At 58.8% G+C, this 26,429-nt stretch carries 20 protein-coding genes and 2 pseudogenes; 18 read left to right on the top strand and 4 right to left on the bottom strand.

Annotated elements, in window-relative coordinates:
• Nucleotides 1-13 precede the first annotated feature (13 nt).
• From G559_RS0108900 to G559_RS0108890, 3 genes are all read left to right on the top strand, one after another.
• Nucleotides 14-1,015 (top strand): HAD family hydrolase, encoded by a 1,002-nt coding sequence (locus G559_RS0108900; protein ID WP_028627887.1) that lies wholly within the window; start codon nucleotides 14-16, stop codon nucleotides 1,013-1,015.
• Between the two features lie 111 nt (nucleotides 1,016-1,126).
• Nucleotides 1,127-2,695 (top strand): arylsulfatase, encoded by a 1,569-nt coding sequence (locus G559_RS0108895; protein ID WP_028627886.1) that lies wholly within the window; start codon nucleotides 1,127-1,129, stop codon nucleotides 2,693-2,695.
• A gap of 161 nt (nucleotides 2,696-2,856) precedes the next feature.
• Nucleotides 2,857-5,319 (top strand): fused MFS/spermidine synthase, encoded by a 2,463-nt coding sequence (locus G559_RS0108890; protein ID WP_028627885.1) that lies wholly within the window; start codon nucleotides 2,857-2,859, stop codon nucleotides 5,317-5,319.
• 259 nt (nucleotides 5,320-5,578) lie between these two features.
• Here G559_RS0108890 and G559_RS0108885 read toward each other — a convergent pair whose 3' ends face one another.
• Nucleotides 5,579-6,583 (bottom strand): AraC family transcriptional regulator, encoded by a 1,005-nt coding sequence (locus G559_RS0108885; RefSeq protein WP_028627884.1) that lies wholly within the window; start codon nucleotides 6,581-6,583, stop codon nucleotides 5,579-5,581.
• A 95-nt stretch (nucleotides 6,584-6,678) separates the two neighbouring features.
• On the opposite strand from G559_RS0108885, the gene G559_RS0108880 reads away from it, so the two are divergent.
• The 5 genes from G559_RS0108880 to G559_RS0108860 all read left to right on the top strand — a co-directional run bounded on the left by G559_RS0108880 (nucleotide 6,679) and on the right by G559_RS0108860 (nucleotide 11,972).
• On the top strand, nucleotides 6,679-8,265 hold the full coding sequence (locus G559_RS0108880) for a GMC family oxidoreductase (RefSeq protein ID WP_028627883.1): 1,587 nt from the start codon (nucleotides 6,679-6,681) through the stop codon (nucleotides 8,263-8,265).
• A 20-nt stretch (nucleotides 8,266-8,285) separates the two neighbouring features.
• Entirely contained in the window at nucleotides 8,286-10,265 is a 1,980-nt protein-coding gene (locus tag G559_RS0108875) for an alkyl/aryl-sulfatase (protein ID WP_051246509.1), read from the top strand.
• The gene (locus G559_RS0108870) at nucleotides 10,262-10,765 is read left to right on the top strand and encodes a hypothetical protein (RefSeq protein WP_155945690.1); all 504 of its coding nucleotides are present in this window, start codon (nucleotides 10,262-10,264) and stop codon (nucleotides 10,763-10,765) included. Before G559_RS0108875 ends, G559_RS0108870 begins: the two co-directional genes overlap by 4 nt.
• Nucleotides 10,766-10,905: 140 nt before the next feature.
• The gene (locus G559_RS30885) at nucleotides 10,906-11,046 is read left to right on the top strand and encodes a hypothetical protein (RefSeq protein WP_245586489.1); all 141 of its coding nucleotides are present in this window, start codon (nucleotides 10,906-10,908) and stop codon (nucleotides 11,044-11,046) included.
• A 425-nt stretch (nucleotides 11,047-11,471) separates the two neighbouring features.
• A complete protein-coding gene (locus G559_RS0108860) occupies nucleotides 11,472-11,972 on the top strand; it encodes a BRO-N domain-containing protein (RefSeq protein WP_028627880.1) in 501 nt (166 codons plus the stop codon).
• A gap of 96 nt (nucleotides 11,973-12,068) precedes the next feature.
• Here G559_RS0108860 and G559_RS28730 read toward each other — a convergent pair whose 3' ends face one another.
• Nucleotides 12,069-12,656, bottom strand: coding sequence for an oxidoreductase (locus G559_RS28730; RefSeq protein WP_245586484.1), 588 nt, complete (start codon nucleotides 12,654-12,656; stop codon nucleotides 12,069-12,071).
• Between the two features lie 5 nt (nucleotides 12,657-12,661).
• Between G559_RS28730 and G559_RS0108850 the strand changes: the two genes are divergently transcribed.
• Complete coding sequence (locus G559_RS0108850) at nucleotides 12,662-14,821, top strand: ATP-binding protein (protein WP_028627879.1); 2,160 nt, start codon at nucleotides 12,662-12,664, stop codon at nucleotides 14,819-14,821.
• Between the two features lie 45 nt (nucleotides 14,822-14,866).
• Here G559_RS0108850 and G559_RS0108845 read toward each other — a convergent pair whose 3' ends face one another.
• Nucleotides 14,867-15,949: an alkene reductase gene (locus G559_RS0108845; RefSeq protein ID WP_028627878.1), complete on the bottom strand. Its 1,083-nt coding sequence runs from the start codon at nucleotides 15,947-15,949 to the stop codon at nucleotides 14,867-14,869.
• A gap of 163 nt (nucleotides 15,950-16,112) precedes the next feature.
• Here G559_RS0108845 and G559_RS0108840 point away from each other — a divergent pair, with 163 nt between their 5' ends.
• The 8 genes and pseudogenes from G559_RS0108840 to G559_RS30300 all read left to right on the top strand — a co-directional run bounded on the left by G559_RS0108840 (nucleotide 16,113) and on the right by G559_RS30300 (nucleotide 24,064).
• Nucleotides 16,113-17,012, top strand: a complete 900-nt coding sequence (locus tag G559_RS0108840) for a LysR substrate-binding domain-containing protein (protein WP_211228785.1) — start codon at nucleotides 16,113-16,115, stop codon at nucleotides 17,010-17,012.
• Between the two features lie 59 nt (nucleotides 17,013-17,071).
• On the top strand, nucleotides 17,072-17,515 hold the full coding sequence (locus G559_RS28725; protein WP_276325056.1) for an SDR family NAD(P)-dependent oxidoreductase: 444 nt from the start codon (nucleotides 17,072-17,074) through the stop codon (nucleotides 17,513-17,515).
• A 203-nt stretch (nucleotides 17,516-17,718) separates the two neighbouring features.
• Nucleotides 17,719-18,237: a hypothetical protein gene (locus G559_RS29805; protein WP_081667987.1), complete on the top strand. Its 519-nt coding sequence runs from the start codon at nucleotides 17,719-17,721 to the stop codon at nucleotides 18,235-18,237.
• Between the two features lie 18 nt (nucleotides 18,238-18,255).
• Nucleotides 18,256-19,242: a beta propeller repeat protein gene (locus G559_RS28720; protein ID WP_036997238.1), complete on the top strand. Its 987-nt coding sequence runs from the start codon at nucleotides 18,256-18,258 to the stop codon at nucleotides 19,240-19,242.
• A gap of 175 nt (nucleotides 19,243-19,417) precedes the next feature.
• A pseudogene (locus tag G559_RS28715) lies at nucleotides 19,418-19,976 on the top strand (alpha/beta hydrolase fold domain-containing protein); the annotation flags it as partial.
• Nucleotides 19,977-20,190: 214 nt separating this feature from the next.
• Nucleotides 20,191-22,044 (top strand): Mu transposase C-terminal domain-containing protein, encoded by a 1,854-nt coding sequence (locus tag G559_RS29800; RefSeq protein WP_162144810.1) that lies wholly within the window; start codon nucleotides 20,191-20,193, stop codon nucleotides 22,042-22,044.
• On the top strand, nucleotides 22,041-22,901 hold the full coding sequence (locus G559_RS29585) for a TniB family NTP-binding protein (protein ID WP_051246498.1): 861 nt from the start codon (nucleotides 22,041-22,043) through the stop codon (nucleotides 22,899-22,901). The genes G559_RS29800 and G559_RS29585 overlap by 4 nt, the downstream gene beginning before the upstream one ends.
• Nucleotides 22,901-24,064, top strand: a complete 1,164-nt coding sequence (locus G559_RS30300; RefSeq protein WP_155945689.1) for a TniQ family protein — start codon at nucleotides 22,901-22,903, stop codon at nucleotides 24,062-24,064. The genes G559_RS29585 and G559_RS30300 overlap by 1 nt, the downstream gene beginning before the upstream one ends.
• A 348-nt stretch (nucleotides 24,065-24,412) precedes the next feature.
• Here G559_RS30300 and G559_RS0108810 read toward each other — a convergent pair whose 3' ends face one another.
• Nucleotides 24,413-25,411: a DNA-binding protein gene (locus tag G559_RS0108810; RefSeq protein WP_028627875.1), complete on the bottom strand. Its 999-nt coding sequence runs from the start codon at nucleotides 25,409-25,411 to the stop codon at nucleotides 24,413-24,415.
• 343 nt (nucleotides 25,412-25,754) lie between these two features.
• Here G559_RS0108810 and G559_RS30790 point away from each other — a divergent pair.
• Nucleotides 25,755-26,104 (top strand): annotated as a pseudogene (locus G559_RS30790) (transposase); the annotation flags it as partial.
• Between the last annotated feature and the right edge of the window lie 325 nt (nucleotides 26,105-26,429).

The following is a 26,429-nucleotide window of genomic DNA, read 5'->3' as shown; positions in this document are numbered from 1 at the left end:
GCAAGGACGTCACATGCATCAGCCTCATGCTCTGTACAGGCTTCGTTGGTGGTTCACCTTGCTTCTGCTCCTGCCCGTGCTGGCCCAAGCGCAGAACCCTTTGCCCTCGTGGAAGGACGGCCCCTCGCGCACGGCCATCGAGGCCTTCGTTACAGCCGTGACCACCGAGGGCGGCAAGGACTTCGTGCCGCCAGCCGAACGCATTGCGGTGTTCGACAACGACGGCACCCTGTGGAGCGAGCAGCCGATGTACTTCGAGGTGCTGTTCGCACTGGACGAGGTTCGGCGCCTGGCCCCGCAACATCCCGAATGGAAGGAGCAGCAGCCCTTCAAGGCAGTGCTGGAAGGCGACCAGAAATCCCTGGCTGAAAGCGGCATGGAAGGGTTGATGAAAATCATCGCCGCCACCCATTCCGGCATGAGCACCGAGGACTTCATCGGCCAGTCCCGCAGCTGGCTGGCCAGTTCGGTACACCCGCGCAGCAAGAAGCCCTACACCGAGATGGTCTTCCAGCCAATGCTGGAGCTACTCGCCTATCTGCGTGCCAATGGCTTCAGGACCTACATCGTCTCCGGCGGTGAAGTGGCGTTCATGCGCGCCTTCGCCGAAGAGGTGTACGGCATTCCACCGGAGCAGGTGATCGGTACCACCTTCCAATCCCAGTTCCAGGACAAGGACGGCAAGCTGTCGATCCAGCGCTTGCCGAAGCTGGCCCACAACGATGACGGGCCAGGCAAGCCGGTCAGCATCGACGCCATCATCGGCCGGCGGCCGATCTTCGCCTTCGGCAATTCCGACGGCGACCTGCAGATGCTCCAGTGGACCATGGCCGGAACGGGCAAGCGCTTTGCCGGACTGGTGCATCACACCGATGCCCAGCGTGAGTGGGCCTACGACCGGGACAGCAAGGTCGGCCGGCTGGACAAGGCGCTGGAGGCCGCCAAAAGCGGCAATTGGACAGTGGTCGACATGGCGAAGGAGTGGAGCCGTGTCTATCCCTTCGAGCAGAACTGACCACCCCTAACGAAAGACCGCAGGAACACAGGGACCCCCAGCCAGGCAGTCGGCCTCTCTCGTGTACGTAGTCGTGGCAACGACAGAAACGTGAAACGGAGAAGTGACCTTATGAAGCGCAGCGGAAAATGGTTAACCAGGGTCGCACTAGCTGCGACGGCGGTAGTCGGGGCGAGCATCGCCTCCGCCGCGGACAAGCCGAACATCCTGGTGATCTTCGGTGACGACGTCGGACAGACCAACATCAGTGCCTATTCCAAGGGCGTGGTGGGCTACCAGACGCCGAACATCGACCGGATCGCCAAGGAAGGCATGATGTTCACCGACTACTACGCGGAGAACAGCTGCACGGCCGGCCGCTCGACCTTCATTACCGGCCAGACGATCTTCCGTACTGGCCTTTCCAAGGTGGGCTTGCCGGGCGTTCCCGTCGGGTTGCAGGCGCGGGACGTTACCATTGCCCAGGCGCTCAAGTCCCACGGTTATGCCACCGGCCAGTTCGGCAAGAACCACCTCGGCGACCGTGACGAGTACCTGCCAACTGCCCACGGCTTCGACGAGTTCTTCGGCAACCTCTACCACCTCAACGCCGAGGAAGAGCCGGAGCGCGAGTGGTGGCCGAAGGATGATGAGAAGTTCGTCAAGAGCGCCTCGCCGCGAGGGGTCATCAAGTCCAGTGCCGACGGCAAGATCGAAGACACCGGCGCGCTCAACAAGAAGCGCATGGAAACCATCGATGACGAGACCACCCAGGCCGCCATCGATTTCATGAGCAAGCAAACCAAGGCGGACAAGCCCTTCTTCGTCTGGATGAACACCACGCGCATGCACCTGTTCACCCATGTGCGTGATTCGATGAAAGGGCAGAGCGGCATGCCGGGCAACGAGTATGCAGATGGCATGATCGAGCACGATGGTCACGTCGGCAAACTGCTGAAGGCGGTCGACGACCTGAAGATCGCCGACAACACCATCGTCATCTACACCACCGATAACGGGCCCAACCAGTTCTCCTGGCCGGATGCGGCAACCACGCCGTTCCGTAACGAGAAGAACTCCAACTGGGAAGGCGCCTATCGGGTGCCAGCGATGGTCCGCTGGCCGGGGCACATCAAGCCTGACAGCGTTTCCACCGAAATATTCTCGGGCCTGGACTGGTTCCCGACCTTGCTTGCCGCTGCCGGCGACACCGATATCAAGGAGCGTTTGCTCAAGGGTACCGATGTTGGCGGCAAGAGCTTCAAGGTGCACCTGGATGGCTTCAACCAGCTCGACTACCTCACTGGCAAGACCAACAAGAGCGCGCGCGACGAGTTCTACTACTTCAATGACGATACCGACCTGGTGGCCATGCGTTTCGGCAACTGGAAAGTGGTGTTCTGCGAGCAGCGCGAACCGGGTGGCATGAAAGTGTGGAGCGAGCCCTTTGTCTGCCTCCGCCTGCCGAAGATCTTCAACCTGCGCATGGACCCGTACGAGCGGGCGGACATTGTCTCCGACCAGTACTACGACATGCTGACCAAGAACGTCTTCATCACTGAACAGGCGACCCAGCGGTCCGCTGCCTTCCTGCAGACCTTCGTCGAGTACCCGCCGAGCCAGCGCCCGGCGAGCTTCAGCATCGACCAGATCCGCGCCGACGTGGACAAGAAAATCGAAGAGAAAATGAAAAAGCAGTAGATCGGCCCGGCGCCCGCCCATGGCGGGCGCCTTTTTCCTACCTTCCTGTTGCGGGTTCAGCAATCCGATAAGGCTCGTCGATGTCCTCAGCCACCAGTTCGTCCCGTGTGCGCCCGCGTGCCACGGTTGGTGAAGATGCCCGCAAACGGCTTCCCCTGCAGATGCTCATTCCCGCCGTGCTGCTGTTCATTTCCGGCGGCGCCGCCCTGGTGTACCAGGTGCTCTGGGTCAAACAACTTTCTTTGGTGGTGGGGGTGGAGGTGTATGCCGTCACCACCGGCATCAGTGCCTTTTTCGCCGGGCTTGCCCTGGGTGGCCTGGTATTCGGCCGCTGGGCGGACCGCCTGCGCCAACCCGTCAGGCTCTACGCGATTCTGGAGGTGGCCGTGGCCGCCCTTGGCGTTGGCGCAACCCTGGCGCTCGCTCACGCGGCAGGGCCATTCGCCCGGCTGGAAGAGCGCGTCGGCCTGCTGGCCTGGGTGCTGCCTTTTGCGCTGGTCGGCCTGCCGGCCTTCCTCATGGGCGGCACGCTACCGGTGCTGGTCCGCGCACTGACGCCCGCCGACGGCCAATTGGGCGAGGCGGGTGGCCGGCTCTATGCCGCCAACACCGCCGGCGCCATTGGCGGAACCCTGCTGGCAGCCTTCGTGCTGTTGCCCCAGTTGGGCGTTACCGGCAGCGCCCTTGTTGCTGCATCCCTCAATCTGCTGGCTGCGGCAGGTGCCTGGATTGCCCGTCGGGGCGACGACCTGGCGGCGCAGCCCGCTGAAGCCACGCGAATGACTCGCTCCGCGCTGGCGCGGCTGGCCATCGCGCTGTATTGCGTGGCGGGCGGCGTGGCGCTTGGCTACGAGGTGGTCTGGACACAGTCCATCGTGCAATTCATGAGTACCCGGACTTTCGCCTTCGCGATGGTGCTCGCCACCTATCTGGCCGGGCTGGTGCTCGGCAGCGCGCTCTATGCGCGCCGGGCCGACCGTATCCGTGACCCCTGGGGCCTGTTCGGTCTGCTGATCGCCCTGGCGGGCCTGCTCGCCTTGCTGCAGATTGCCGGCCTGGGCCGCTGGCTGGTCATGGCCCAGACCCACATGGAAATGCTCGCGTTGCAGGCGACCGGCAGTGAACTGGCGGGCATGTGCGCGCGCTTCGCCACCGCCGCGCTGTGTGTGGTGTTCCTGCCCACCACCCTACTGGGTGCTGCCTTTCCCCTGGCCTTGCGGCTCTCGGTGGACAGCGCCCATGTCGGGCGTGACGTGGGCGCCGTGGTTGGGCTGAACACGCTGGGGGGCATAGTCGGGGTCATGCTCACTGGTTTTGTGCTGGTGCCGCAGGTCGGCCTGGTGCGGACATTGGCGGTGCTCGCGGTGCTGGCGGCAGGTATCGGTTGCATGGCCGCCTGGCGCGGCGCCGATGTACGCCGCCCCATGCGCGGCGCGATCGGCGTGGTGGCCGTGGTGACTCTGGTCACCGCTGTGCTGACACCGCCGGACCGGCTGGCCGAGCTGCTGCCGGGTGCGCGCAACGGGCGCATCACCTTCTATGAGGAAGGCAGGGGCGGCACGGTTGCCGTGGTCACCCAGGGGCGGCATGGCAGAGCGTTCAATCGTCTCTACATCCAGGGCGTGTCCAATACCGGGGATGCCATGCCGTCGTTGCGCTACATGCGCCTGCAGGCCCTGTTGCCGTTGCTGATCCATGGCGGCGAGCCGCGCTCGGCCCTGGTGATCGGCTTTGGCACCGGCATTACCGCCGGTGCGATGCTGCGCTATCCCGGCCTGCAACGACCCGTGGTCGCCGAACTGCTGCCGGAAGTACTCGCGGCGGCACCGTTGTTCCATGGCAACTACGACGCGGTGCACGACCCGCGCCTGGACATCCGCCTGCGCGACGGCCGCCGCGAACTGCTGCGCAGCGCCGAGCGCTATGACCTGATCACGTTGGAGCCGCCGCCGCCGTCAGCGGCCGGTGTGGTCAACCTCTACTCGCGAGACTTCTACCAGTTGGCCGCCTCCCGTCTGGAGGAGGGCGGTATCGTCGCCCAGTGGTTGCCGCTACCGACCCAGAACGATGAGGACAGCCGGTCGCTGGTGCGCAGCTTCCTCGATGCCTTCCCCCATGCATCGCTCTGGACCACCGAGTTCCATGAGATGTTGCTGATCGGCTCCCCGCAGCCACTGGTGCTCGACGCCGAGCGCATTCGCCAGCGCTTCGAGCAACCGGACGTGGCGGCGGCGCTGGGCGAAGTCGGGGTGGATTCGGTTTCTGCCTTGCTTGCCACCTGGGTGACCGACCGGGCAGGACTGGAGCAGTACGCGGCAAACGCCAAGCCGGTGACCGATGACCGGCCACGGATCGAATACGCCGCCTGGGTTCGGCCCAAGGAGATCACGCGGGTTCTGCCCGAGTTGCTGGCCTTGCGGACGCCGCCACCACTTCTGAATGCCGATGCCGGCTTGCGCGGGGCGGTCGAGGACGACTGGCAAGCCCTCGGCCGCTTCTACGCCGTGACGCTCCACGCCTACAACGGCAATCGCCAGGCCTGGGCGCGTGGAATGCAGCATCTGGTCCAGCAGGACGGCGACAACCCTTACTACCGCTGGTTTATCGGGGGAGGGCAGCAGTAAGGGGAGCGAAGCCTGCTCCATGCGGGCCGCTGCCCCACCTCGCCCGCCCGTTTTCAGACCCGTCTGGGCTTCAGGATCGCTCAAGCCTCGCTGGCGCGAGTCACCCCTCTCCTCTTTAGGGAGAGGGGCGGGGGAGAGGGTTACGTCAGGCTGGTGCGCAAATCTGGAAGCCCCGTGCTAAATCGCCTCCTTCAACGTTGCAACAGCTAACGGAGACATAGCCAAAGCCGGAGTCGGTTGCGAAAGCCGCCCGTAGCCCTCAGTGCTGCGCCAGCAGCGCCTTCCTGCGCGCGCCGGGTGTCATGTCGAACCAGCGGCGGCAGGCGCGGTTGAATACGCTCTGTTCGCTGTAGCCGAGCATGCCGGCGATCTGCGACAGGGGAATGTCGCGCTCGGCCAAATAGAAGTCGGCCCGTTCACGGCGTATTTCCTCGACCAGCTCCTCGAATGTGCGGGCCTGTTCGGCCAGATGGCGTTGCAGGGTGCGCTCGTGCAGGCCGAGTTGCTCGGCCACCAGAAGCAAGCGGCATTGTTGCGTCGGCAAGAGGCGCAGCACCAGGCGACGGACTTGCTCAAGCAGGTCCGTGGAGCCTTGCAGGTGAACCTGGCTGAGGTACTGCACCAGGGTCCGGTGGAGGGACGGGTCGTGCCGCTCGATGCGCTGTTCCAGGTGCCTTCCCGTCAGAACCAGGGCATTGCAGGCCTGCCCGGTATAGGCCTCGCTGGCGAAGTAGCGGCGGTAACGGGCCAGCGGAAGCGGACTGGTGCCGGACAGCAACACCGCCCTGGCACTGAAGGTCGGTCCGCACAGCATCTTCATGGTGTTGTGCGCCACGCCCAGGGCCAGCTCGACCATCTGCCGCTGGGGACCGGGCATGCGCAGTTCGATGACCAGGCGCGGAGCCTCCGGCTCGCTGCGGTCCAGGTCCAGCTGGATGCCGGAGCTGTGGTAGCCGATGAAACGGATGATTTCGGAGAGCGCATGGCCCACCGTCTCCGCGTTGCGGGCAATCAGCGCGATCGGGCCCAGTACGGCCAGGTTTTGGTACTCGGCCATGCGCAGGCCGAAGTCGGCGCAGTCCAGCTCGTCGGCTGCGCATTCCAGCAGGCCGATGAGCGAGCGAAAGGGGACGCGGGCATCTTCGTCGTCCAGCAATTCCGGGCGGACACGAAAACGGGCGAGGAGGGGCGCTGGGTCGTGTCCGAGCTGGCCGACGAGTTCGCGAAAGCCGCCGAATGAAGTGGTTCTGATGAAAGGTTCCATGTCGTGCAGAATCAAATAACTGTCATGAAAGATCAATATCAGTCGGTCGATTGCGGAGAAGAATTCCAGGGCCACTCCCCACTTCGGAGCTTCCCATGGAGTTCGACTACATCATCGTCGGCGCCGGTTCTGCCGGTTGCGTACTGGCCAACCGTCTGAGCGCTGACCCGGCCGTCTCCGTGTGCTTGCTCGAAGCGGGCCCCCGGGACTGGTCGCCGCTGGTCCATGCGCCGGCGGGCGTTGCCGCCATCCTGCCGACCCGCCACGTGAACTGGGCGTTCGATACGGTGCCGCAGCCCGGATTGGCCGGCCGCCGGGGTTACCAGCCGCGCGGCAAGGTGCTCGGCGGGAGTAGCTCGATCAACGGGATGATCTATATCCGCGGCCATCAGAGCGATTACGACGAATGGACGGCCCTCGGTAATTCCGGCTGGTCGTTCGCCGACGTACTGCCCTATTTCCGCAAGAGCCAGATGCACCATCGCGGCGCCAGCGAGTTCCATGGCGGTGAGGGCGAACTTTACGTCGGCCAGATCGAGGCCCATGCCGCCACTCATGCCTTCATCGAGGCGGGGCAGAAAGCGGGGCATCGCTACAACGCCGATTTCAACGGGGCCGAGCAGGAGGGGATTGGTCAGTACGACGTGACCATTCGCGGCGGTCGCCGCTGGAGCACGGCCACCGCCTTCCTCAAACCCATACGCGGCGCGCGCCGCAACCTCACCGTACTGACGGGCGCCACTGCCGAGCGCGTGCTGTTGCAAGGCAAGCAGGCCAGTGGCGTGCAGGTGCAGATCAAGGGCGAGTCCCTCACCCTGAAGGCGCGCCGTGAGGTGCTGCTCAGCGCGGGCGCGTTCGGTACCCCGCAATTGCTGATGCTCTCCGGCATTGGCCCGGAATCCGAACTCAAGCCCCAAGGCATCGCCGTCACGCATGAAATGCCTGGCGTTGGGCAGAACCTGCAGGACCACCCGGATGTGGTGCTGGGCTACCAGAGCACCGACAACTCGCTCCTCGGCTATTCGCTGGGCGGCAGCCTGAAGATGGGTTCGGCCCTGGCACAGTACCTGGCCCGCAAGCGCGGCCCGCTGGCAAGCAACTTCGCCGAGGGTGGCGGCTTCCTGAAGACCCGCGCCGAGCTGGTCCGCCCGGACATCCAGCTGCATTCTGTGGTGAGCCTGCTCGACGACCACAATCGCAAGCTGCATTGGGGACACGGCTTCAGCTGCCACGTCTGCGTGCTGCGGCCGAAGAGCATCGGCAGCGTCGGCCTGCAGTCGGTGAACCCGAAGGCGCCGCCGCGCATCGATCCCGCTTTCCTCAGCCATGACGATGACGTGCAGACCCTGCTCAAGGGCTACCGCATGGCCCGCGAGATCATCGCGCAGGCGCCCATGGCGCGTTTCGGCCTCAAGGACAAATTCAGCGACGGCCTGCACAGCGACGAGCAACTGATCGACCTGCTGCGTCGGCGCACCGATTCCATCTACCACCCGGTAGGCACCTGCCGCATGGGCAACGACGAACTCGCTGTGGTGGACAGCCAGTTGCGCGTTCACGGCATCCAGGGCCTGCGTGTGGTCGACGCCTCCATCATGCCGACCCTGGTCGGCGGCAACACCAACGCGCCCACCATCATGATCGCCGAGCGCGCGGCGGAATGGATCGCGAACACCCGATAACAACAACGAGGAAGCATTACATGCACCACGCACTTAAGCATCTGACCGTTGCCGGCCTGAGCCTGACGCTGCTGGCCAGTACGATTGCCCAGGCCGCGCCGGTACCTGCCAAACCCGCCAGCGAAGTGACCCGCGCCGCCAACGAGGCCGTGCTGAAGCAGCTGCCCTTCGCCGACCGCCAGGACTTCGCCAATGCCGAGCGTGGCTTCATCGCCAAGCCGGACACCCTGACCATCAAGGACGCCAACGGCAAGGTGGTCTGGGATCTGGAGAGCTACAAGCAGTACATCACGCTGGACAAGCCTGCCCCGGACACGGTCAACCCCAGCCTCTGGCGCAATGCCCAGTTGAACGTGCAGTACGGCCTGTACAAGGTCACCGACCGTATCTATCAGGTGCGTGGCTACGACATTTCCAACATCACCTTCATCCAGGGCGACACGGGCTGGATCGTTTTCGACCCGCTGCTCAGCCAGGAAACCGCCAAGGCCGCCTATGAGCTGGTCAGCCAGCATCTGGGCAAGAAGCCCGTGGTTGGCGTGGTCTATAGCCACTCGCACATCGACCACTTCGGCGGCGTGCGCGGCATCGTCGACGAAGCGGACGTGAAGGCCGGCAAGGTCAGGATCGTCGCCCCGGAAGGTTTCTCCGAAGAGGCGGTAAGCGAAAACGTCATCGCCGGCAACGCCATGGCCCGTCGTGCCGTCTACATGTTTGGCGCCTTGCTGCCGCGCAATCCCCAGGGCGGCGTTGGCGCCGGTCTCGGCCAGACCGTATCTGCCGGTACCACGACCCTGATCCAGCCCACCGAGTTCGTCGAGAAGACCGGCCAGGAAGTCACCATCGACGGGGTCAAGATGGTGTTCCAGATGACGCCGGGCACCGAGGCGCCGGTGGAGATGCACACCTGGTTCCCGCAGTTCAAGGCGCTGTGGATGGCCGAGAACACCACCAACACCATGCACAACGTGCTGACCCTGCGCGGGGCGCAGGTCCGCGACGCCTTGCAGTGGTCGAAGTACATTGGCGAAGCCCTTGCGCTGTATGGCGACAAGGCCGAAGTGAAGTTCCAGAGCCACCACTGGCCGGTGTGGGGCAAGGCCGAGATCGAGGACTACCTGAAGAAGCAGCGTGCGCTGTACAAGTACATCCACGACCAGACCGTGCACATGATGAACCAGGGCATGACCGGCGAAGAGATCGCCGAGGCGATCAAACTGCCGCCGGAGCTGGAGGCTTTCTGGCCGGGGCGCGGTTACTACGGCACGCTCAAGCACAACGCCAAGGCTGTCTACCAGCGCTACATGGGCTGGTATGACGGCAACCCGGCCAACCTCGACAAGCTGCCGCCGCAGCCGGCGGCAAAGAAGTATGTCGAATACATGGGTGGCTCGGCTGCGGTACTGGACAAGGCCCGAGCCGACTTCGCCAAGGGCGAGTACCGCTGGGTGGCCGAAGCGACCAAGCAGGTGGTGTTCGCCGAACCGGATAACGCCGCGGCGAAGAGTCTGATGGCCGATGCCTTCGAACAACTGGGCTACCAGGCCGAGGCCGGCCCCTGGCGCTCGATTTACCTGCAGGGCGCGTACGAGCTGCGCAATGGCGTTCCGACCCTGGGCAATACGGTCACCGCCAGCCCCGACGTGATTCACGCGATGACGCCGGAAATGCTCTTCGACTACCTGGCGGTGCGCCTGAACGGCGAGCGCGCGGCGGGCAAGAAACTGGTGCTGAACTTCAACTTCACCGACCTGGGCAAGCGCTACGCCCTGACCGTGGAGAACGCCGTGCTCACCTATGAGCCGAAGGCGAGCGACAAGGCCGATGTCGGACTGACCATGAAGAAGGGCACCCTGGAAGACATCCAGTTGGGCAGGGCCACCCTGGAGCAGAAGGTGGCTTCCGGCGAGCTGAAGTTCGACGGTCGCCAGCAAGCCTTCGGCGAATTCATGGGGCTGCTCGACACGTTCGACTTCTGGTTCGACATCGTCACGCCATGAGAGACGTGATACTTGGCCTGGCGGTGCTGCTGTGCAGCGCCGCCCCGGCCTCTCTGGCCTGTGGCTATGACGGCATGGCGATGGATCTGGCCCTGGCACATCCGGCATCGCTGGATGTGTCCCTGGCCATCCACCAGGCCTACCAGGACGAACTGATCGCCAAGCCGCTGCCATTACCCGGCGGCTTCGGTATGCGCCGCGCACTGACCGCGATGGATCGCCTGGCCAGCCGCCTGCCACCCAGTGGCAACGATTTCAGCTTGTTATTGGTGGAGCCCGGCTTGTGGACGCGCTTCGAGCTGCGCGATGGCCAGTGGCATCTGACCCCGCATGCGCCGGCCCCTACCAAGGGAGCGAGCCTGGTGATAGTGGGCGAAGGCGTGCTGCTGGCCATGCTGGCGAATCGGGTGACTGCCACCCAGGCGCTGGAGCATGGGCTCGTGCATACCGAAGGTGACGATCAGCTGGCAGGGCAGTGGCGGACGGCCTTCGATGACTGACGGCCTTCGCTCGACGCGTCGGCTCGCACTCACGCAACCCTATTGAGGTGTAAACCACATGCAGCTGAACGACAGCTGCGGAGAAGCGGTACACGCCGTGTGTCTACCCGAAGCCCACTGCGCGGGCCAGCGAAGAGGAACTGCGGGCACATTGCCGGGAGCGCGTAGCTGGCTATAAATGCCCGAAGACGGTGGAAAATCGCGAAGCATTGCCCATGTCAGCGGCGGGCAAGATCCTCAAGCGCGATCTTCGTGAGCCCTATTGGCAGAGCCGCGAGTAAGCGCGCTTGCATGCAGGCGGTTACGGGAGGCTGCAGGGGAGGGTGGGGAAAGTAAGCGTTCTCCTACAGGATTCGTCCTGCGATAAGTCGTTGTGCCGACAGCAAGGTTTCCTACGCAGCTTTAACCTTGAGCGCCTACAAACGCGCTGGATAGAGTGCCGGCCGTCACGGTCAATCCGTGGCCGGGTTTGACGACCCGATGAAATGGCGTGATCGCGCCGCACGTGACTGCAGAAAGCATCCAGCGTTCTGTTGTTGCCGGCACCTTTGCAGTTCTGGACTGCATCGCTTTATGGCGGATCGCGTGGGGAGGCCCTTGGGCCTACCGGGTTCCATTTCACCGGTTCGTCAACCCCACGCGGTCCGCCTCCTTTCGTTTGACGACGTAGTTGGCGGCTCCTTCCGGAATGAAATGGAGCTTCACCATGCAAGACGCATATACCCCCGTCGTATTCCAGCGCCATACCCATCAACTGCGGGCCGTGATGATCGACAACCAGCCCTGGTTCGTCGCCTACGATTTCGCCCTGCTGATCGGCGCCCATCGCCCTTACCGCCTGCCCAAGCGCATGGACCCGCACCAGAAGCGCAGCGTGATGCTGCAGTTCGCCAGCGGCTTTCGCGAAGAGGTCGAGGTGATCAGCGATGCCGGGGCCTACAAGGCGCTGTACCGCTTCGGGCACCCGGAACACCGGGTGATCAGCCAGTGGCTGAGCGAAGTGCTGGTGCCGACGCTGCACGACTATCACCGCGCGCCGGACGCCACGCCGCATCGGGCATTCATGACCTGGGCCAATCAGCGGATCGGCGTGGTGAAGTGGCAGGGGGAAATCTGGATCGCCCGGACGGACCTGCCGAGATTCATGGCTGCGACCGATGACCCGGTGTTGCGGGATGAGCCGAGCTGGAGGCGAATGCCGGAGTAGGGCGATTTCATCTGTGAAAGGCAGGTGTCATTGCACAGTACTCACCGTGGCGCGGTTAGTGCGGAAGGACCATTCCGGCCCCGTGATGCGTTGCACTCAGCGTTTCCAGAAAAGGCCAGCGCGTCCGTGTGTGTACTGGACCGGCATCCAGACCCGGCCACCCAATGAGTGAGCTGCCAGCCAAGGCCAACGGGGGGCGTTCAGGAGCGTGTGCGTCATGGCGATAAGGTCCGCTGTGCCCTGGGAGACAAGCGCTTCGACCTGCTGGTAACCGGTGAGGGGGCTGGTCATCGCCACGGGAACTGCCACTGCCGCCTTCAATGCTCGAGCAAGCGACTCCAGGTTTTCGCGCTCTGCCGGAGCAGAGTCGAGGGGCTGGATTCCACCTGAGGACACCTGAATGGCACTGCAGCCTCTGGCCTCCAGTTCCTTGGCGAGAATCAGGGCTTGCTCAAGCGTCCAACCGACTTCGACATCATCCGACGCGCAGAGGTGCGCGAAAATGGGGCGACTGGCTGGAAAGGCATCGCGCACCTGGTCGAAGACTTCGAGGGGGAATCGCATCCGCCCGGGCAGCGATCCGCCGTACCGATCGGCGCGCTGGTTAGTGAGCGGAGATAGAAACTGATGAAGCAGAGGGCGCCGATATCCTGCCGGGACTTCTGGATGTTCTCTCGACGACAAGGACCTTGATCGTTCTCGATAATTGCGAGCATCTGATCGCCGCAGTTGCAGCCTTGTGCCTGCAGATTGTCGATGGGACCGGGAGCGTGTCGTTCCTGAATACCAGCCGGGAGGCGTTCAGGGTCAATGACGAATTCATCTACCTGCTGCGTCCCTTGGCGTCCCCGCCCAATACAGGCCGCCTGACGGCGAAGCAGGCCCTGTTCTGGCCGGCCGTGCAGCTGTTCATGGAGCGAGCCCGGGAAGGGGGCGCCAGGAACGACCTGCGTGACGAGGATGCGCCTACCGTTGCGGCCCTCTGTCGCCGCTTGGATGGGAATCCCCATGCTATTGGCCTGGTGGCCAGTCGGGTCGGGACCTATGGCGTGCAGGGCGTTGCCGACCTGCTCGCCAATCAGTTCGCCCTGCATTGGCAGGGCCGCCGTGATGCCTGTCCCCGCCAGCAGACGGTCGAGACGATGATCGACTGGAGCCACAACCTTCTGGTTGAGCGGGATCGCCAGGTGCTCTACCGGCTGTCCGTCTTCTGGGGAGTCTTCACGCTCGATGCTGCGGTGGCCGTGGCGGCGAATCGGGAGATCGACGCCATCCAGGTGGGGGAGGCCGTCAGTGATCTGGTCGACAAGTCGCTGGTGGCCATCGCGCGAGTGAGCGGAGCGCTTCAGTTCAGGTTGTTCGAGACCACCCGTGCCTATGCCGCTTCCCGGCTCGCGAGGCTTGAAAAGCGGAACGAATACGCCCGCCGCCACGCCCTCTATTACGCAGGCCAGCTTCGACGGCTGAAGGAGGCTCGCGTTGCGTCGTCTATCGCTTCGAGCGAGCAGTCGGGTCCACTGGATGTCGGTAACTTGCGCGCGGCCATCGACTGGGCGTTTTCCGAGCAGGGGGCGTTACCGCTGGCGGTGGAGATCAGTTGCCTGGCCGCTCCGTTGTTTCTGGAGCGGGGGTTGCTCATGGAGTGCAAGCGCTGCTGCGAACGGGCACTGAGGCTGCTACCGGAGGCGTTCCGCACGACGAAGACGGAACTCGAATTACTGGAATCGGCGGCGGTTACCTACTACTCCGCCGGTGACTACGACGGCGAGATGACGCCCGTCGTGGAGCGTGGATTGGAGCTTTCGCGACAAATGGGCGATGTTCGCTCCATGTTCCATTTCCTCGCCGGTCTCCACCTGGCAATGATGGCGAACGGCAGGTTCCAGGAGTCGCTGGTGGTCAGCGAGCGGTACGCCAGCGCGGCCGCGACCCATGGCGGCCCTTGCGAGGCGATCATCGCGCGCTGGATGGAAGGGTCGTCCTGGCATTTCTCGGGGCACCAGGCGGAGGCTGACGAAAGCTACTCCGCAGGTGCCGGGCTTCTGGCAGGGCACCCCTTGCGTCCCCTCCAGTACTTCGAGACCAAGGAGCAGGTCGTCGCAAGCCTTGGCCAGGCACGCGTGAAATGGATTCGAGGTATGCCGGTGCAGGCGCTCCAGCTCGCAACCAGCGCCATTGCCGAAAGCAGGCGGAACCCGGATTCGTTCTACCTGTGCGCAACCTTGTGTTTCCCCATCCTGCTCAGCAATGGCCTGCTGGACCGGGCACAGGACCTGATCCATGAGCTCGAGAGCGTCGCTGTGGACTACAAGGTGGCAGTGCGCCGTCAGGTCATCTTCTTCCTCAACGGCTTGCTGATGCTGCAAAGAGGGCACCACCAGGTCGCCGCTGACCAACTTCAGCAGTGCCTGGCGCTGCTGCCGCCGCCCAAGATGAGCGTCGTGAGGACGGATGCACTCCAGGCCCTTGCGCAAGCGCAACGGGAATGCGGAGAGGGCGCAGAAGCCCTGGTTTCTATCGAGGAAGCGATCGAACTGGCTGAAATCACAAGCGGCAACTTCAACTTTCCGGACCTGCTGAGAACCAAGGCCGAGGTGATTTTGAGCCTGCCGCCGATCGAGAAGCAGCAGGTTGAGGATCTGCTTTCGCGGGCCTTGGCGAGCGCGAGGGAGCAGTCCGCGCTGTCCTGGGAGCTGAGAGTCGCGCTGCTCATTTCGCGCGTGCGGGCAGGCGAGGGCAAGAGCAGGGAGGCCAGGGAGCAATTGGAGGCGGTCTACTCGCGCTTCACCGAAGGCTTCGAAACCAGTGAACTCAAGATTTCGGCTGAGGTGCTGCGAGCGATGGGGTAGGGGAGCCGTGCATGGCCAACCTGGTCACGCACAGCTCCACGCGACCTATACGCGGGCAAACTCGGTGTAGCCTTCCGCACCGCCACCGAAGTAGGTCTCCACCGGCGCGTCGTACAGGGGCGCCTGGGATTGAAACCGCTCGACGAGGTCGGGGTTGCCAATGAAGGGTTTGCCAAAGGCGATCATGTCCGCGTGACCGGAAGCGGTGGCATCAATGGCTCGCTGTCGGTCGTAGCCGTTGTTGGCGATGTAGGCACCGCCGAAGGCCGCACGAAGGGCCTGCACGTCAAACAGGTCGGCGCCATTCCCGCCGTGCAGCTGGCCTTCGACGACATGCAGATAGGCGAGCCCCATTTCACCGAGTCGGCGAGCCAGGTAGCTGTGGGTCTCCATCGGCGCGCTGTCCAGCGGTGTGTCGCCGATTGCCGTGGAGAGGGGCGATAGGCGCAGTCCCACGCGGTCGGCGCCCCAGATATCGGCGACAGCTTCCACGACTTCCAATGGGAAACGGGCGCGGTTCTCCAGGGAGCCACCGTAGCGGTCGTCGCGGTGGTTGGTGCTGTCGCGCAGGAATTGCTCCAGCAGATAACCATTGGCCGCATGCACTTCCACACCATCGAACCCGGCTTCCTTGGCGAGGCGCGCGGCGTGACGATAGTCCTCCAGGATGCCGGCGATCTCTTCGGTCGCCAGCGCGCGCGGCATTGACGGGGGCAGGTAGCCGGCTTCGGTGAAGACGTTGCCACCGGCCTGGATAGCGGACGGTGCCACAGGTGCAGCGCCTCCTTCCTGCAGGCTGATGTGGGACATCCGACCCACGTGCCAGAGCTGGACCACGATGCGGCCGCCGGCGGCGTGGACGGCCTCTGTCACGGGCGCCCAGGCGGCCACCTGCGCGTCGGTGTAGATCCCGGGGGTGTATGCGTAGCCTCGACCCTGGCGGGAGATATTGGTGGCCTCGGTGATGATCAGGCCTGCCGAGGCTCGTTGCCCGTAGTAATCGATCGCCAGGGGCGTTTGAACGCCGCTCATGTCGGCGCGGGAGCGGGTCAGCGGCGCCATGGCGATCTTGTTACGGACTTCGATGGCGCCGAGGCGGGTAGGGGAGAAGAGCGATTCGGAAGACATGGCGGCTCCAGTTCGAATACAGGGGTAAGGGGCACGGGGTAACGGTCGGGAAGGACCAGTAACTCGTCAACGAGGCTCAGATTGCGCGCCAGGAAGTCATTGAGCCAATTTATCTATTGAATTCCAGTTATGTCCTAATCAATATGACTGGATGCGCTACGACATGAACCTGCTGCCCGTTTTCCTGACGCTGATGGAAGAGCGCAATGTCACGCGGGCGGCCGAACGCCTGGGGATGACGCAGCCAGCGCTGTCCAACGCCCTGGCGCGACTGCGCGACATGCTTCAGGACCCGCTGTTCATTCGTGAGCGATACGGGATGCAGCCGACCGAGAAGGCCGAAGCGCTGGCTCCCGGTATTGCCGCTGCCGTTTCGAGCCTGGACGAACTGGTGCTTGGCCAGCAGGGCTTCGACCCGGCCAAGGCAGAGCGCCTGTTCACCTTGGCACCGAACAGCTACGTCGAGTTCGTGCTACTGCCGGGCATCGTCGCGCGTCTGCGCGAACGGGCGCCGGGCATCCGGCTGCGGATGGTGCCGTTCGGCGCCGATCTGGCAGAGACCGGAGTCATCTCCGGAACAACGGCGATGGTGTTGGGGCGCATCACTGACCCGCCCGACAATCTGGTCGTGCAGCACCTGATGGAAGACGGCCTGGCCTGTGTGGTTCGCGCCGACCATCCACGTATCAGCAAACGGATATCCAGGCAGCAGTACGAACAGCTTCGGCACGTCACCGTACTTCCTCCGGGGCGCTTGCGAGCAGGCCTGTTTCAGGCGCTCCAGCGGCAGGGACTGCAGCGCGAGGTGGCGGTATCGGTAACGCACTTCCTGGCCATCCCGGAACTCATAGCCGCGACGGATTATTGCGCGACCCTGCCCAGACTGATCTGCCAGCATCTGGCCCGCGACCCGCGGTTGAAGGTGCTGGCTGCGCCCGTCGACCTGGGCACATTTCCGGTAGAGATGGCGTGGCACGTTCGCTACCGCCATGACCCCGCGCATCAGTGGCTGCGTGACCTCGTTGGTGAGGTCGCACGCAAAGCCGTGCTTAATCAGTCGTAATCCACCCGCGCCTTCGATCACTGCAGGTTCTGCCCGCGTTGTGAATTGCCTACGAGCCATTGCACGAACTGCAAATGAAGGAGTGGCTGCAGATGATTGCCGTCGACCAGACGGGCGTCTTACTCGGCATGCGGGAGGTCATTCCCGTGATGCGCAAGCAGAGGAGGGGATCGATAATCAACATCTCATCTATCTGGGGCAGCGCCGCGGTTGCAGGCGCGCACTCTTACCATGCGGCCAAAGGCGCCGTTCGCAACATGTCGAAGAACGCGGCAATGACGTACGTCGCCGACGGAATCCGCGTCAACTCGGTGCATCCAGGCTTCATCCACACAGCGCTCACCGACGCACAGGCGCCTGAGCTCAACGAGGTGGTGATCGCATCCACGCCAATGAAGCGAGGGGGACAACCAATCGAGGTCGCCTACGGCTGTCTGTTCCTGGCATCCGATGCGTGCCGGCCACCCTGGTTACTCCCGAGAACATCGAGGACGGCAGGGTAATGCTCTACATACACGGTGTGGGTATGTGGCGGGAAACCCTGCGGGCTATCACGGAATCGCGGGAAACTACGCAAAATTGTTGTTCCCTATCCAAATACGGTCACAGCACAAACGCTGGATAAAGGCACGGCCACGGTATTTATCAAGAACAGTATGGTTGCTAAAGAAGACTGTTCCTAGATCTGGCTGCTGATGGTCAGGATATGCTGGCGGCCATTAACCCTTGTCCCCGTGCCAGAAAATGTAATCTCGTTCCTTACGGCGCTAAAAATACGCTCACTGGTTCCAGACAACGCTCTAAAATCGAAACCGCGACGGGAAAAGGCTGCTGTAAAGGGCAAGCGGGACACCACCTGCTCAATAATAAAGTGGTTGAGGATACCTGCCCTAAGTGGACGGAAAAACAGGCCGCTCTGGCACCAACGGTTTGCGTTGAGGGAACCTCCTGGCATAAAGGGAGCCACAAGCGTGTGCATGGTGCAATGGCAGATATTCTCGATAAAATGTCTAAGGATAGTAAAAACACGATCAGCCTTGATCAGGCAATGAATGCTGCAGCGGCTTCACATATGACAGCATTTCCCTATGCGGGCTGTAGTTATAAATGTATCCGGGAGCAACTAGCAGAATTTTATAAAATATGCCGGGGCAGTCGGACTAAAGTAGTTAATGAGCAGGGTAAAGAAGCCAGAAAAGAAGATAGCCGTGGAAACGATAAATGACTTTTTAGGAATAGTGTTATGAATACATATATCAACAATGAATTATGGCAAGAAATATTTTCAAATTGGATTATTACAGGTTGTGCAGTAAGAGATAAAAGTATTATTTATTGCTGCCTCAGAAAAGATTTACCTCATGAGCAAATGAAGGATATGTGGGATAGTGAAATTCCTAGTCGTTTAGTGGCACTGTATCTTGATACACCAGACGATCCTTATGGATGGAAAGGATTGGCAGGTTTTGCTCGACCTATTGTTGGGATATCTCATAAACCTGTATCTCAGGGATTATTGATTTCCCGAGGATTAGCAGATAGCACAGTTAGTGTAATGGGAAAGGGTAAATGGCCGCTAGAGCATATTATCGAAGGGCAAGGTGCAGGCACAGCGAACTTACGATGCATTGACGGCTACACATATGCCGCCAGCGTACATCGAAAAATTTATAAGCGGGTTGACATCGGACAATGGGTATCTATAAGCCATGGGATCCCTACTTTATCTGAGGAAGAGTGGACCTTAGAAAAATCAATAGCTGAAGGTTTTCTGGATATTGACGGCTTCAGCGAACAGGACATGTATGCGGTGGGCGGTCGTGGCGACGTTTGGCGCTATAACGGCGAACGATGGTCACAGTGCGCTTTTCCTTCCAATGAACAGATTAATACTGTGCTATGTGCCCCGGACGGCAACGTTTATATCGGCGGCGAAGGTTGTAGCCTGTGGGTCGGTAAAGAACATACCTGGACGAAGGTTTATCAGGGAAACTCCACCATTTTATGGAACCAGTTACGCTGGTTTAACAATCAGGTGTGGCTATGCTCCGATTACCAGCTTCGGGTATGGGATGGCAAAGCAATGCAGTATGTAATGGACGGCGATAAAAAAGTGGTTTTCAACGGCCATATGGATGCTTATGACGGCATACTGGTTATTGCCGGCTCTTACCGGGTAGATAGGTTCGACGGTCAACAGTGGCACTCTATAGTGAAAAGCTATTCGTAAGAGTGGAGAGCGTATTCAGGATGCATGAAATAAACGGAGTGATTGTTCCTTTAATTTGCCAGCATGCCGCTGATGCGGCTTTTTACTGGCAACAGGTCGCTGACAGTCGATTTTCCATTCTTCAGAGCAGGGAAGATATTAAAGAATTTTGCCATTATTTAGATGCACATCTTAACTGCTAAAGGCCAGGGTCTACATGCCTGACTATCGCCTGGCACCAGAACATCCATTCCCGGCCGCCGCTGGCCTCGTAGCAATGGCTTCTGGATCAAGGCACTCCCGCACGCTCGATAGTGTTCTCGGGCGATTCCGCCGGCGGCTCAATGGTGGTGACGGTGATGGTCGCCGAGCGAGCTGCCGGTTTGCCGCTTCCAGCTGCTGGCGTGGCGCTCTCGCCTTGGGCCAACCTGGAGCACACGGGTTCGTCAATGATGACCCGCGATGGCATCGATCCCACCGTAAACCTGGCGGGCCTCAACTTGATGGCCAAGACGCTCTTATTTGCGGATGTTCGGGGGTTGCCTCCGATCGCGATTCATATCGGCGAAAGCGAGGTAATGCTCAGCGATGCGCTGCGGCTTGCCACGCACCTGGCCGAGAATCGTGTGCGGGTGACCCCGGAAGTCTGGCCACGCATGTTCCATGTCTGGCACTTGTTCGCCGCGATCCTGCCCGAGGGACGACGTGCGCTGGAGAATGCAGCAGCATTCCTCGAAGACGCGTGGAGGCCATGAATTGAACAGAATCCTGGATTGTGCGTAGTGGATGCCTGGAAATGTGGGCATCACTTAAAAAGTAAAAAATCATTATATATATGATTTTTAAGGAAAATCTCTAAAAATAATTTTTAAAAGGTGTAATGAACTCGAAAAATTTACTCGTATTCCACCTTTTAAATGTTCGTCTATGCTCATCCCGATACACATGGAGGAGGGTTCCGGGGGGAGCATGCAGCATATCGTGCTTAAGCAGGGGCTGGTCGTCGTGGCTCAAGGCTCTGTCGCAACAGTTGTGCAGTGCCTTCCAGGTCTTTTGGTCGAAGTTCTCTTTCAACGCAGCAAAGAGCGAAAGACCGTAAATATAGATGAAATTGAAGTTCTCCCAGAAACAACGGACGAGAATTTAAAACTTGTGTCCGAAATGGTGTTTGCTCGAGCTGAAGAAGCCTCTATAGAAGAGTACCAGTTGGCCGAGCAGAGATACGACATCCTAAAAAGATACATGGCGGGAGAGATCGATCAAGAAAAAGCTCGCCAAGAAATGAATGTTTCAAATGGTATATTCTATAAGCTGAAAAAATTATATGAAGAGTCCGCCGGGCCGATTTCGCTTTTACGTTTGAAGCGTGGGCGAAAAATTGGCCAACGAACTCTTGATTTTAATGTTGAAGAGATTATTCAGCAAGCGATTAGAGAAAAATATAGTGGAAAAGCAGCATCATTGGCTGCGGTCTGGAGAAGGGTTGAAGAGCTTTGTCTTGCTGGCGATTTAAGTGTCCCCGCAAGGAATTCGGTGGCATCGCGATTAAAGGATTTGCCCGCTAGAGACTTGCATAAAAAGAAGCATGGTGCAGAATCAGCCAGCCAAAATTATGGTGCTCGACCTGGGAAAAAGATAACAAGTCTTCCCCTGGAGCATGTCCAAATGGATCACACTCTGGTCGATGTAATTCTCGTGGACAATGAGCATAGATGTCCCCTTGGTCGTCCTTGGCTGACAGTGCTGATTGATATTCATACAAGAGTTATTCTTGGTTATTACCTAAGCTTGCATCATCCCTCCACGATCTCTGTGGCTGGTGCGATGACCCATGCCGCACTTCCAAAGCGTAAATTCCTGCAAGATATGGGATTGCCCCCCGAGTGTTACCCGTTCTTTGGAGTGCCAAAGGTTATTCATATGGACAATGCCAAAGAATTTAAGTCCACAAAATTCATAAAGGCTTGTGTGCGGAACAATATAAAACCAGAGTGGAGGCCGTACGGTGCAAAACACTATGGCGGTCATGTGGAGCGACTAATAGGCACAATAATGACGGAGTATGTTCATTTTCTCCCCGGCACAACACTGTCGAATGTCGTGCAGCGTAAAGGTTATCATAGCGAAAAGAACTCAGCGCTTACTTTTAAAGAGTTTAGTCGCTGGTTCGCGGGGCAGGTCGCCATTTACCATGGAAGAAAACATAAGGCAATTCAATGCTCTCCAAAAGCTGCATGGGAGTCATGTTTTACGAACCGCGCTGAGGGTGCGATTCATCCTCCTCTCTTGGAGAATCCCTGGGCATTCAGGTTGGACTTTATGCCTGAGGAAACGAGGAAAATTCATCCTGCCGGGGTTACTCTTAATAATCGCTGGTACTGGAATCCAGCTTTGGTACCGTTCATTGGTCTAAGCAATGTAACCGTAAAGTATGACCCCTTCTCGATGGCAACCATCTGGATAAGGCTTGATAACGAGTACACGCCGCTGTATTTCTCGGATATGACAAAAAGCGATTATTCCTATGAGGAGTATCGTGCTTCACAAATCGGCAGAAGAGGGAGGGGTGGAGTTCCTGTTGGCGGTTTGGAAGATCCCACGTTAGTTGACGTAATCAAGCAGAATGATGACTTGGTCAAAGAAAGCATCCAAAAAACTAAAGCTTCCAGGAAAAAAGAGGCGGCTCGAAGCGAGTACTTGGATAGTAATTATTACGAGCAGCTAAGGCAGTCGGAGTCCGCGGGTGCTATAAGTAACGAAAAAGATTCAGGAAAGCCCGATTATACGAAGAAAGCAACGCCCTACGCTAGGAGGACTAAATGAATGCTGGTGCGCATTTGACACCCGAAAGGCGTAAGCTCCTGATGCTTTCTGATGCCCGCAGAATCGGTGAGGTCCAAGACGACAATTTCTATATAGAGTACCCGGCGTCATCCAAAATCATACGAGTCATCGAAAATATGCTGGACGTCCCGAGGCGTACTCAGGCTCCTTGCTTAATGGTAAAAGGCGACGGAGGGACAGGTAAGACCAGCATTGTAAATCAATTGATGAAGACGCCATCGCTCGCTAGTCGGCTTGTGTTCGTTGCGATGAACGTAAATCCCTATAGCCTAAGATTCAATGAGTTGATTGCTGATGCGCTGGGTGTTCCTTCTGCGGCTGGAGGCTATGGCCGGTCCAGAAAAGACTTGTTGCCAAAGGAGTTGGCGGAGGTAATTAAGCTCAGAAATATTCGCGGGATAGTTATCGATGAGTTTCACGATGCCATGTTAGTCCCTAGACCAGAGCAGCTTAAAAATCTTTCGCTAATAAAAGGCCTTTCCAATCAGATTTATGGTTTATCTGTAATTGGCTTTGGGACTAAAGAGGCTAGAAATGCGTTGTCATTTGACGCGCAACTAAGCAGGCGATTCTATAAGATTGACCTTGCAGACTGGTCTGAGACGGAGTCATTTAGATCATTTTTGGCCGGAATTGAGGAGAATCTTCCGCTAAAGAAATCATCAAATCTCGATGGCCCAGAAATCACTGGTTATTTAATTGAGAAAACGGCCGGCCGAATGGATCAAGTGGTAAATCTATTGAAGGCCGCTGCATGCTACGCAATTAGAACTGGGGAGGAGAAAATTACCATTGACATTCTTAATGATGCTGTCGCAAGGCCTTGGAGTTATTGATGGTCGATTATAGATTGGTTAAGCCCGTTTATGATGAGACGTTTAGCTCATGGGTCAATCGATGCTTGCTTGCTAGATTGTCAGCGAAGGTGACTGGGCTCTCTGTAAAGTCTGAATTTTCGCGAGAGGATTCAGAATATAAATTTGAGGATCCAGATTTTGATGCGAACTCCGATTACGTTAAAGGTTCTATAATAATTGTAGGAGCGTATAGGTCATACAGTTTTCGTTTTTTTGAAAAAGAGCAGCGATTGGTTTTGCCCTGGGAGTGGAGGGTAAATTATTGCCCAGAATGTCTGCGTGCTGATGTGGTAGCAGGTCGTCTACCTGCATGGCGAAAGAGTTGGTGTTACGTGATGTCTGTTCATTGCTTGAGTCATAATCGTCAGCTTTCATCTTTGAATGGAGCGCTTTCAGTAAATAAAGCATGGGATGCCTTCGTATATGAGGCTAGATCAGAAATTTTCACAACAGAAAACTATGCTTCAGCTTGGATGAGCAATGAGTCTGAGCGGATAAGAATTTCTCTGGTTCGAAAGGTTGTGGCTTGGTATTTGGGAAGTGGCGAAAGGAATAAAATTTCTAATGAGATTGATGAAAATTTACGTCATTGCTTTGATGTTGTGCTTCAGATGCTCCTTGCTGCTCCCACTTACGCTCTGAAACCAGGTGCAGCGTGGAGTCTGTTTTTTCTTGGAAAGCCTAGGTTTGACCGGCCCAAAAAGGGATTTGCGTGGGCTCTTGAGGAAGGGATGTTCAGGGCCGGCGTTCATGTAAGGATGAGCGCGGTGATATTGGCTGGAATGGTGTTTTCGATTTTTTCTGATGTGGAAGTAAAATTTATAGATAGGCTGCTGAAGATCGCGTCAGGTGTGTGCCGCTTGAATAGCTATAAAATTGGGAGTGAGTGTTTTTTGTTGTCTAACAGAGAGGACTATCTCTATGTAAGAGCGAAGTTTTCAGGGGTATCATGCTCGGCCCTTGAACGTATATGTGAGTTTGTTCAGGGGGTTGAGGATTCGTATCAGAAAAGCTGTGAGGGGAATAAGAAAGATCGCCTTTGGGGTAGAGCCAAGGACTCCTGGCGTCGGTGGGCCTACGATCCATGTAATGAACCTGATCCACAGAGCGTTATTCTAGGTCTGCGATATTATAAAATATAAATTTGCGTATTATGGTTTGTTTTTGCATATTTTGAAAGCCTATTACCGGTAAGGGTTGAGCAAAGAAATTGGGCGCAGAGGCTCATGGTTGCCGCACGCACTTCGGGATGTCAGAAGGAGAACCCTTTGCCGTTCAGCGCTCTGTTGAAGCTAGAATGGTCGCGATGATCGCCCGCCCGGCATTTTCCTTAATTGTTCCGGTCGGTAGTACATCTGCCAAGTTCGGAGTATGAAACGCTATCGCTTGGCTTCATTGCGACTGACTTCGGCGAGACCGGTGTTACTTTGCAATTCTAGGAAAACTCGCGGTCCTGTCCTGCTATGGTTAAACCGGTCAACTGTGCTGGCTCAGGTGTGTTTCGCTTCACCAGTATCCCTGCGAGATTGGCCTAGAAGTTTAACCTGTGTGAGGGCTTCGACCAGGCGTTCCTGGAGGCTCTGTACCTGCTGGTCTTGGGACGCCCTGGTTTCACTCAGGCGTATCACTTCACCTTGCAGCGTATCGCAGCGTTCCCGCAAGGCACTGTTCTCCTGCTCAATCTGGGCTCTGGTCCGCATCTCTCTGGCTAGGGTCTGTTCGCGCTGCTCCAATTGCCGCTGCAGCGATTGCAGCTCTTTCTGTTGCTGACGGGCCTCCGACAATAGGCGGGCGTTATCGCGGTTCAGCTGGGTCAGTTCGTCCTGCTTGATCATTAGCGTTTGTTGCAGCTGCCGCAGTTCCAATTGGAGCTGCTGCACCAGCGCCTCGTGACGGCGCTGGTCTTGCTCACGCTGCTCTTTGGCTGCTTGGCGGTAGTGCTCCAAAGCATCGCGCGCATGCTGATGTTTCTCTTCAAGCGACCGGATTTGCTCGCCACGATCCTTCAGGTGTGTTTCCAAATCGCGGTTGGCTTGGAGTAAGCGAGCGTTCTCGACCTCGGCCTGCTGGCGAATCCGCCGCTCCTGCTGGAGTGCCAGCTGCGCAATCTGCAACTGCTCGGTGAGACCTGCACATTGGGCTTCGGATTGGTGGCAACGCTCCTCTATTTGGCTGAGGCGATCTTGGTAGCCTCGACGCTCGCTGGCCAACTGTTCGCGCTCTGCGGTTACCGCCACTTGTGCTTCTTCCTGCAACTGCTCTGCCAGTTGCGCCACCAAATTGGCCAGCTGACCACTAAACGGTATGGGGGCAGAGCTGCGTCCCTGATCAGCAGCCTCCAGTTCCTTAAGATAACGGTGAATGGTGGTCTTCGAACCGGTATTGCCCAGCTCAATCCGCACCGCATCGATGCTCGGGTGTTCGCCACGGGCGAGGAGGGCGGTTCGGGCTTTTTGCACCACCGCCTTGTTAATACCACCACGCGCCATGTCGATCTCCTACGATTTCGTACTGATATACATACTATGTATTTACATTCTATTTTCTATCCTAATTTCTCGCCAGATGGCATCTGGAGTAAGATTGGATAATCACGAATTATCCAAGGTCAGGCCGGGTTTTGAACGAATTGGTGTCGAAAGGCGGTACGCCAGGGCGGGGAGGAGCGATGCAGCAGGACGTCGAGGGGGCCATGCCGGGATAAGGGGAAAATTAGGACATTCGTTCTGTAAGGCAATGAATTACAAGAAGATTTATTAAGGCGTTTTGTAGTGGTCTACTGATCCCGGACACCGATTTAGGCGAAAATTATCGCCGTGAGAGAGGTGTCTGATGAGCAAGCAACGACGTACGTTTTCCGCCGAGTTCAAGCGAGAGGCTGCTGCCTTGGTATTGGACCAGGGTTACAGCCATATCGAGGCCTGCCGCTCACTGGGAGTGGTGGACTCGGCCTTGCGCCGTTGGGTGAAGCAGCTCGAGGCGGAGCGCCAGGGCGTGACCCCAAAGAGCAAGGCGTTGACGCCTGAGCAGCAGAAGATCCAGGAGCTGGAAGCCCGGATCAACCGGCTGGAGCGGGAGAAAGCGATCTTAAAAAAGGCTACCGCTCTCTTGATGTCGGACGAACTCGATCGTACGCGCTGATAGACCAGTTGAGTGAGCAGGAGTCAGTGGAAGTGGACTGCGGGAACCTTCGGTGGCGATGCCAAGCGAAAGGCACAAGCCCGAAAGGCGAGGCCGAAAATAGCGATGCGCCACCAAGGGGCGGAGCAGCTCGTAGTAGTGTTGAAGCCGCTGTAATGGTGGTGGAGCGAAGGGGCTGCGTCATCCCGGTCTGTCGTCGTGTCAACTGCGCAAGCAGGAGGAGCACGGTCTCATGACCAAACCGTATGACATTCCCAAGGCGTTAATCTGGGAGGCATTCAAATGTGTCAAGGCGAACGGCGGCGCCGCAGGCGTTGACCGTGAGTCCATTGAGCAATTCGAGAGTCGCTTGGGCGACAACCTATA

The organism is Metapseudomonas resinovorans DSM 21078, from assembly GCF_000423545.1.
GTDB lineage: Bacteria > Pseudomonadota > Gammaproteobacteria > Pseudomonadales > Pseudomonadaceae > Metapseudomonas > Metapseudomonas resinovorans.
Note: the sequence above shows the minus strand (reverse complement) of the source record. Positions and strands in the feature narration are given on the sequence as shown.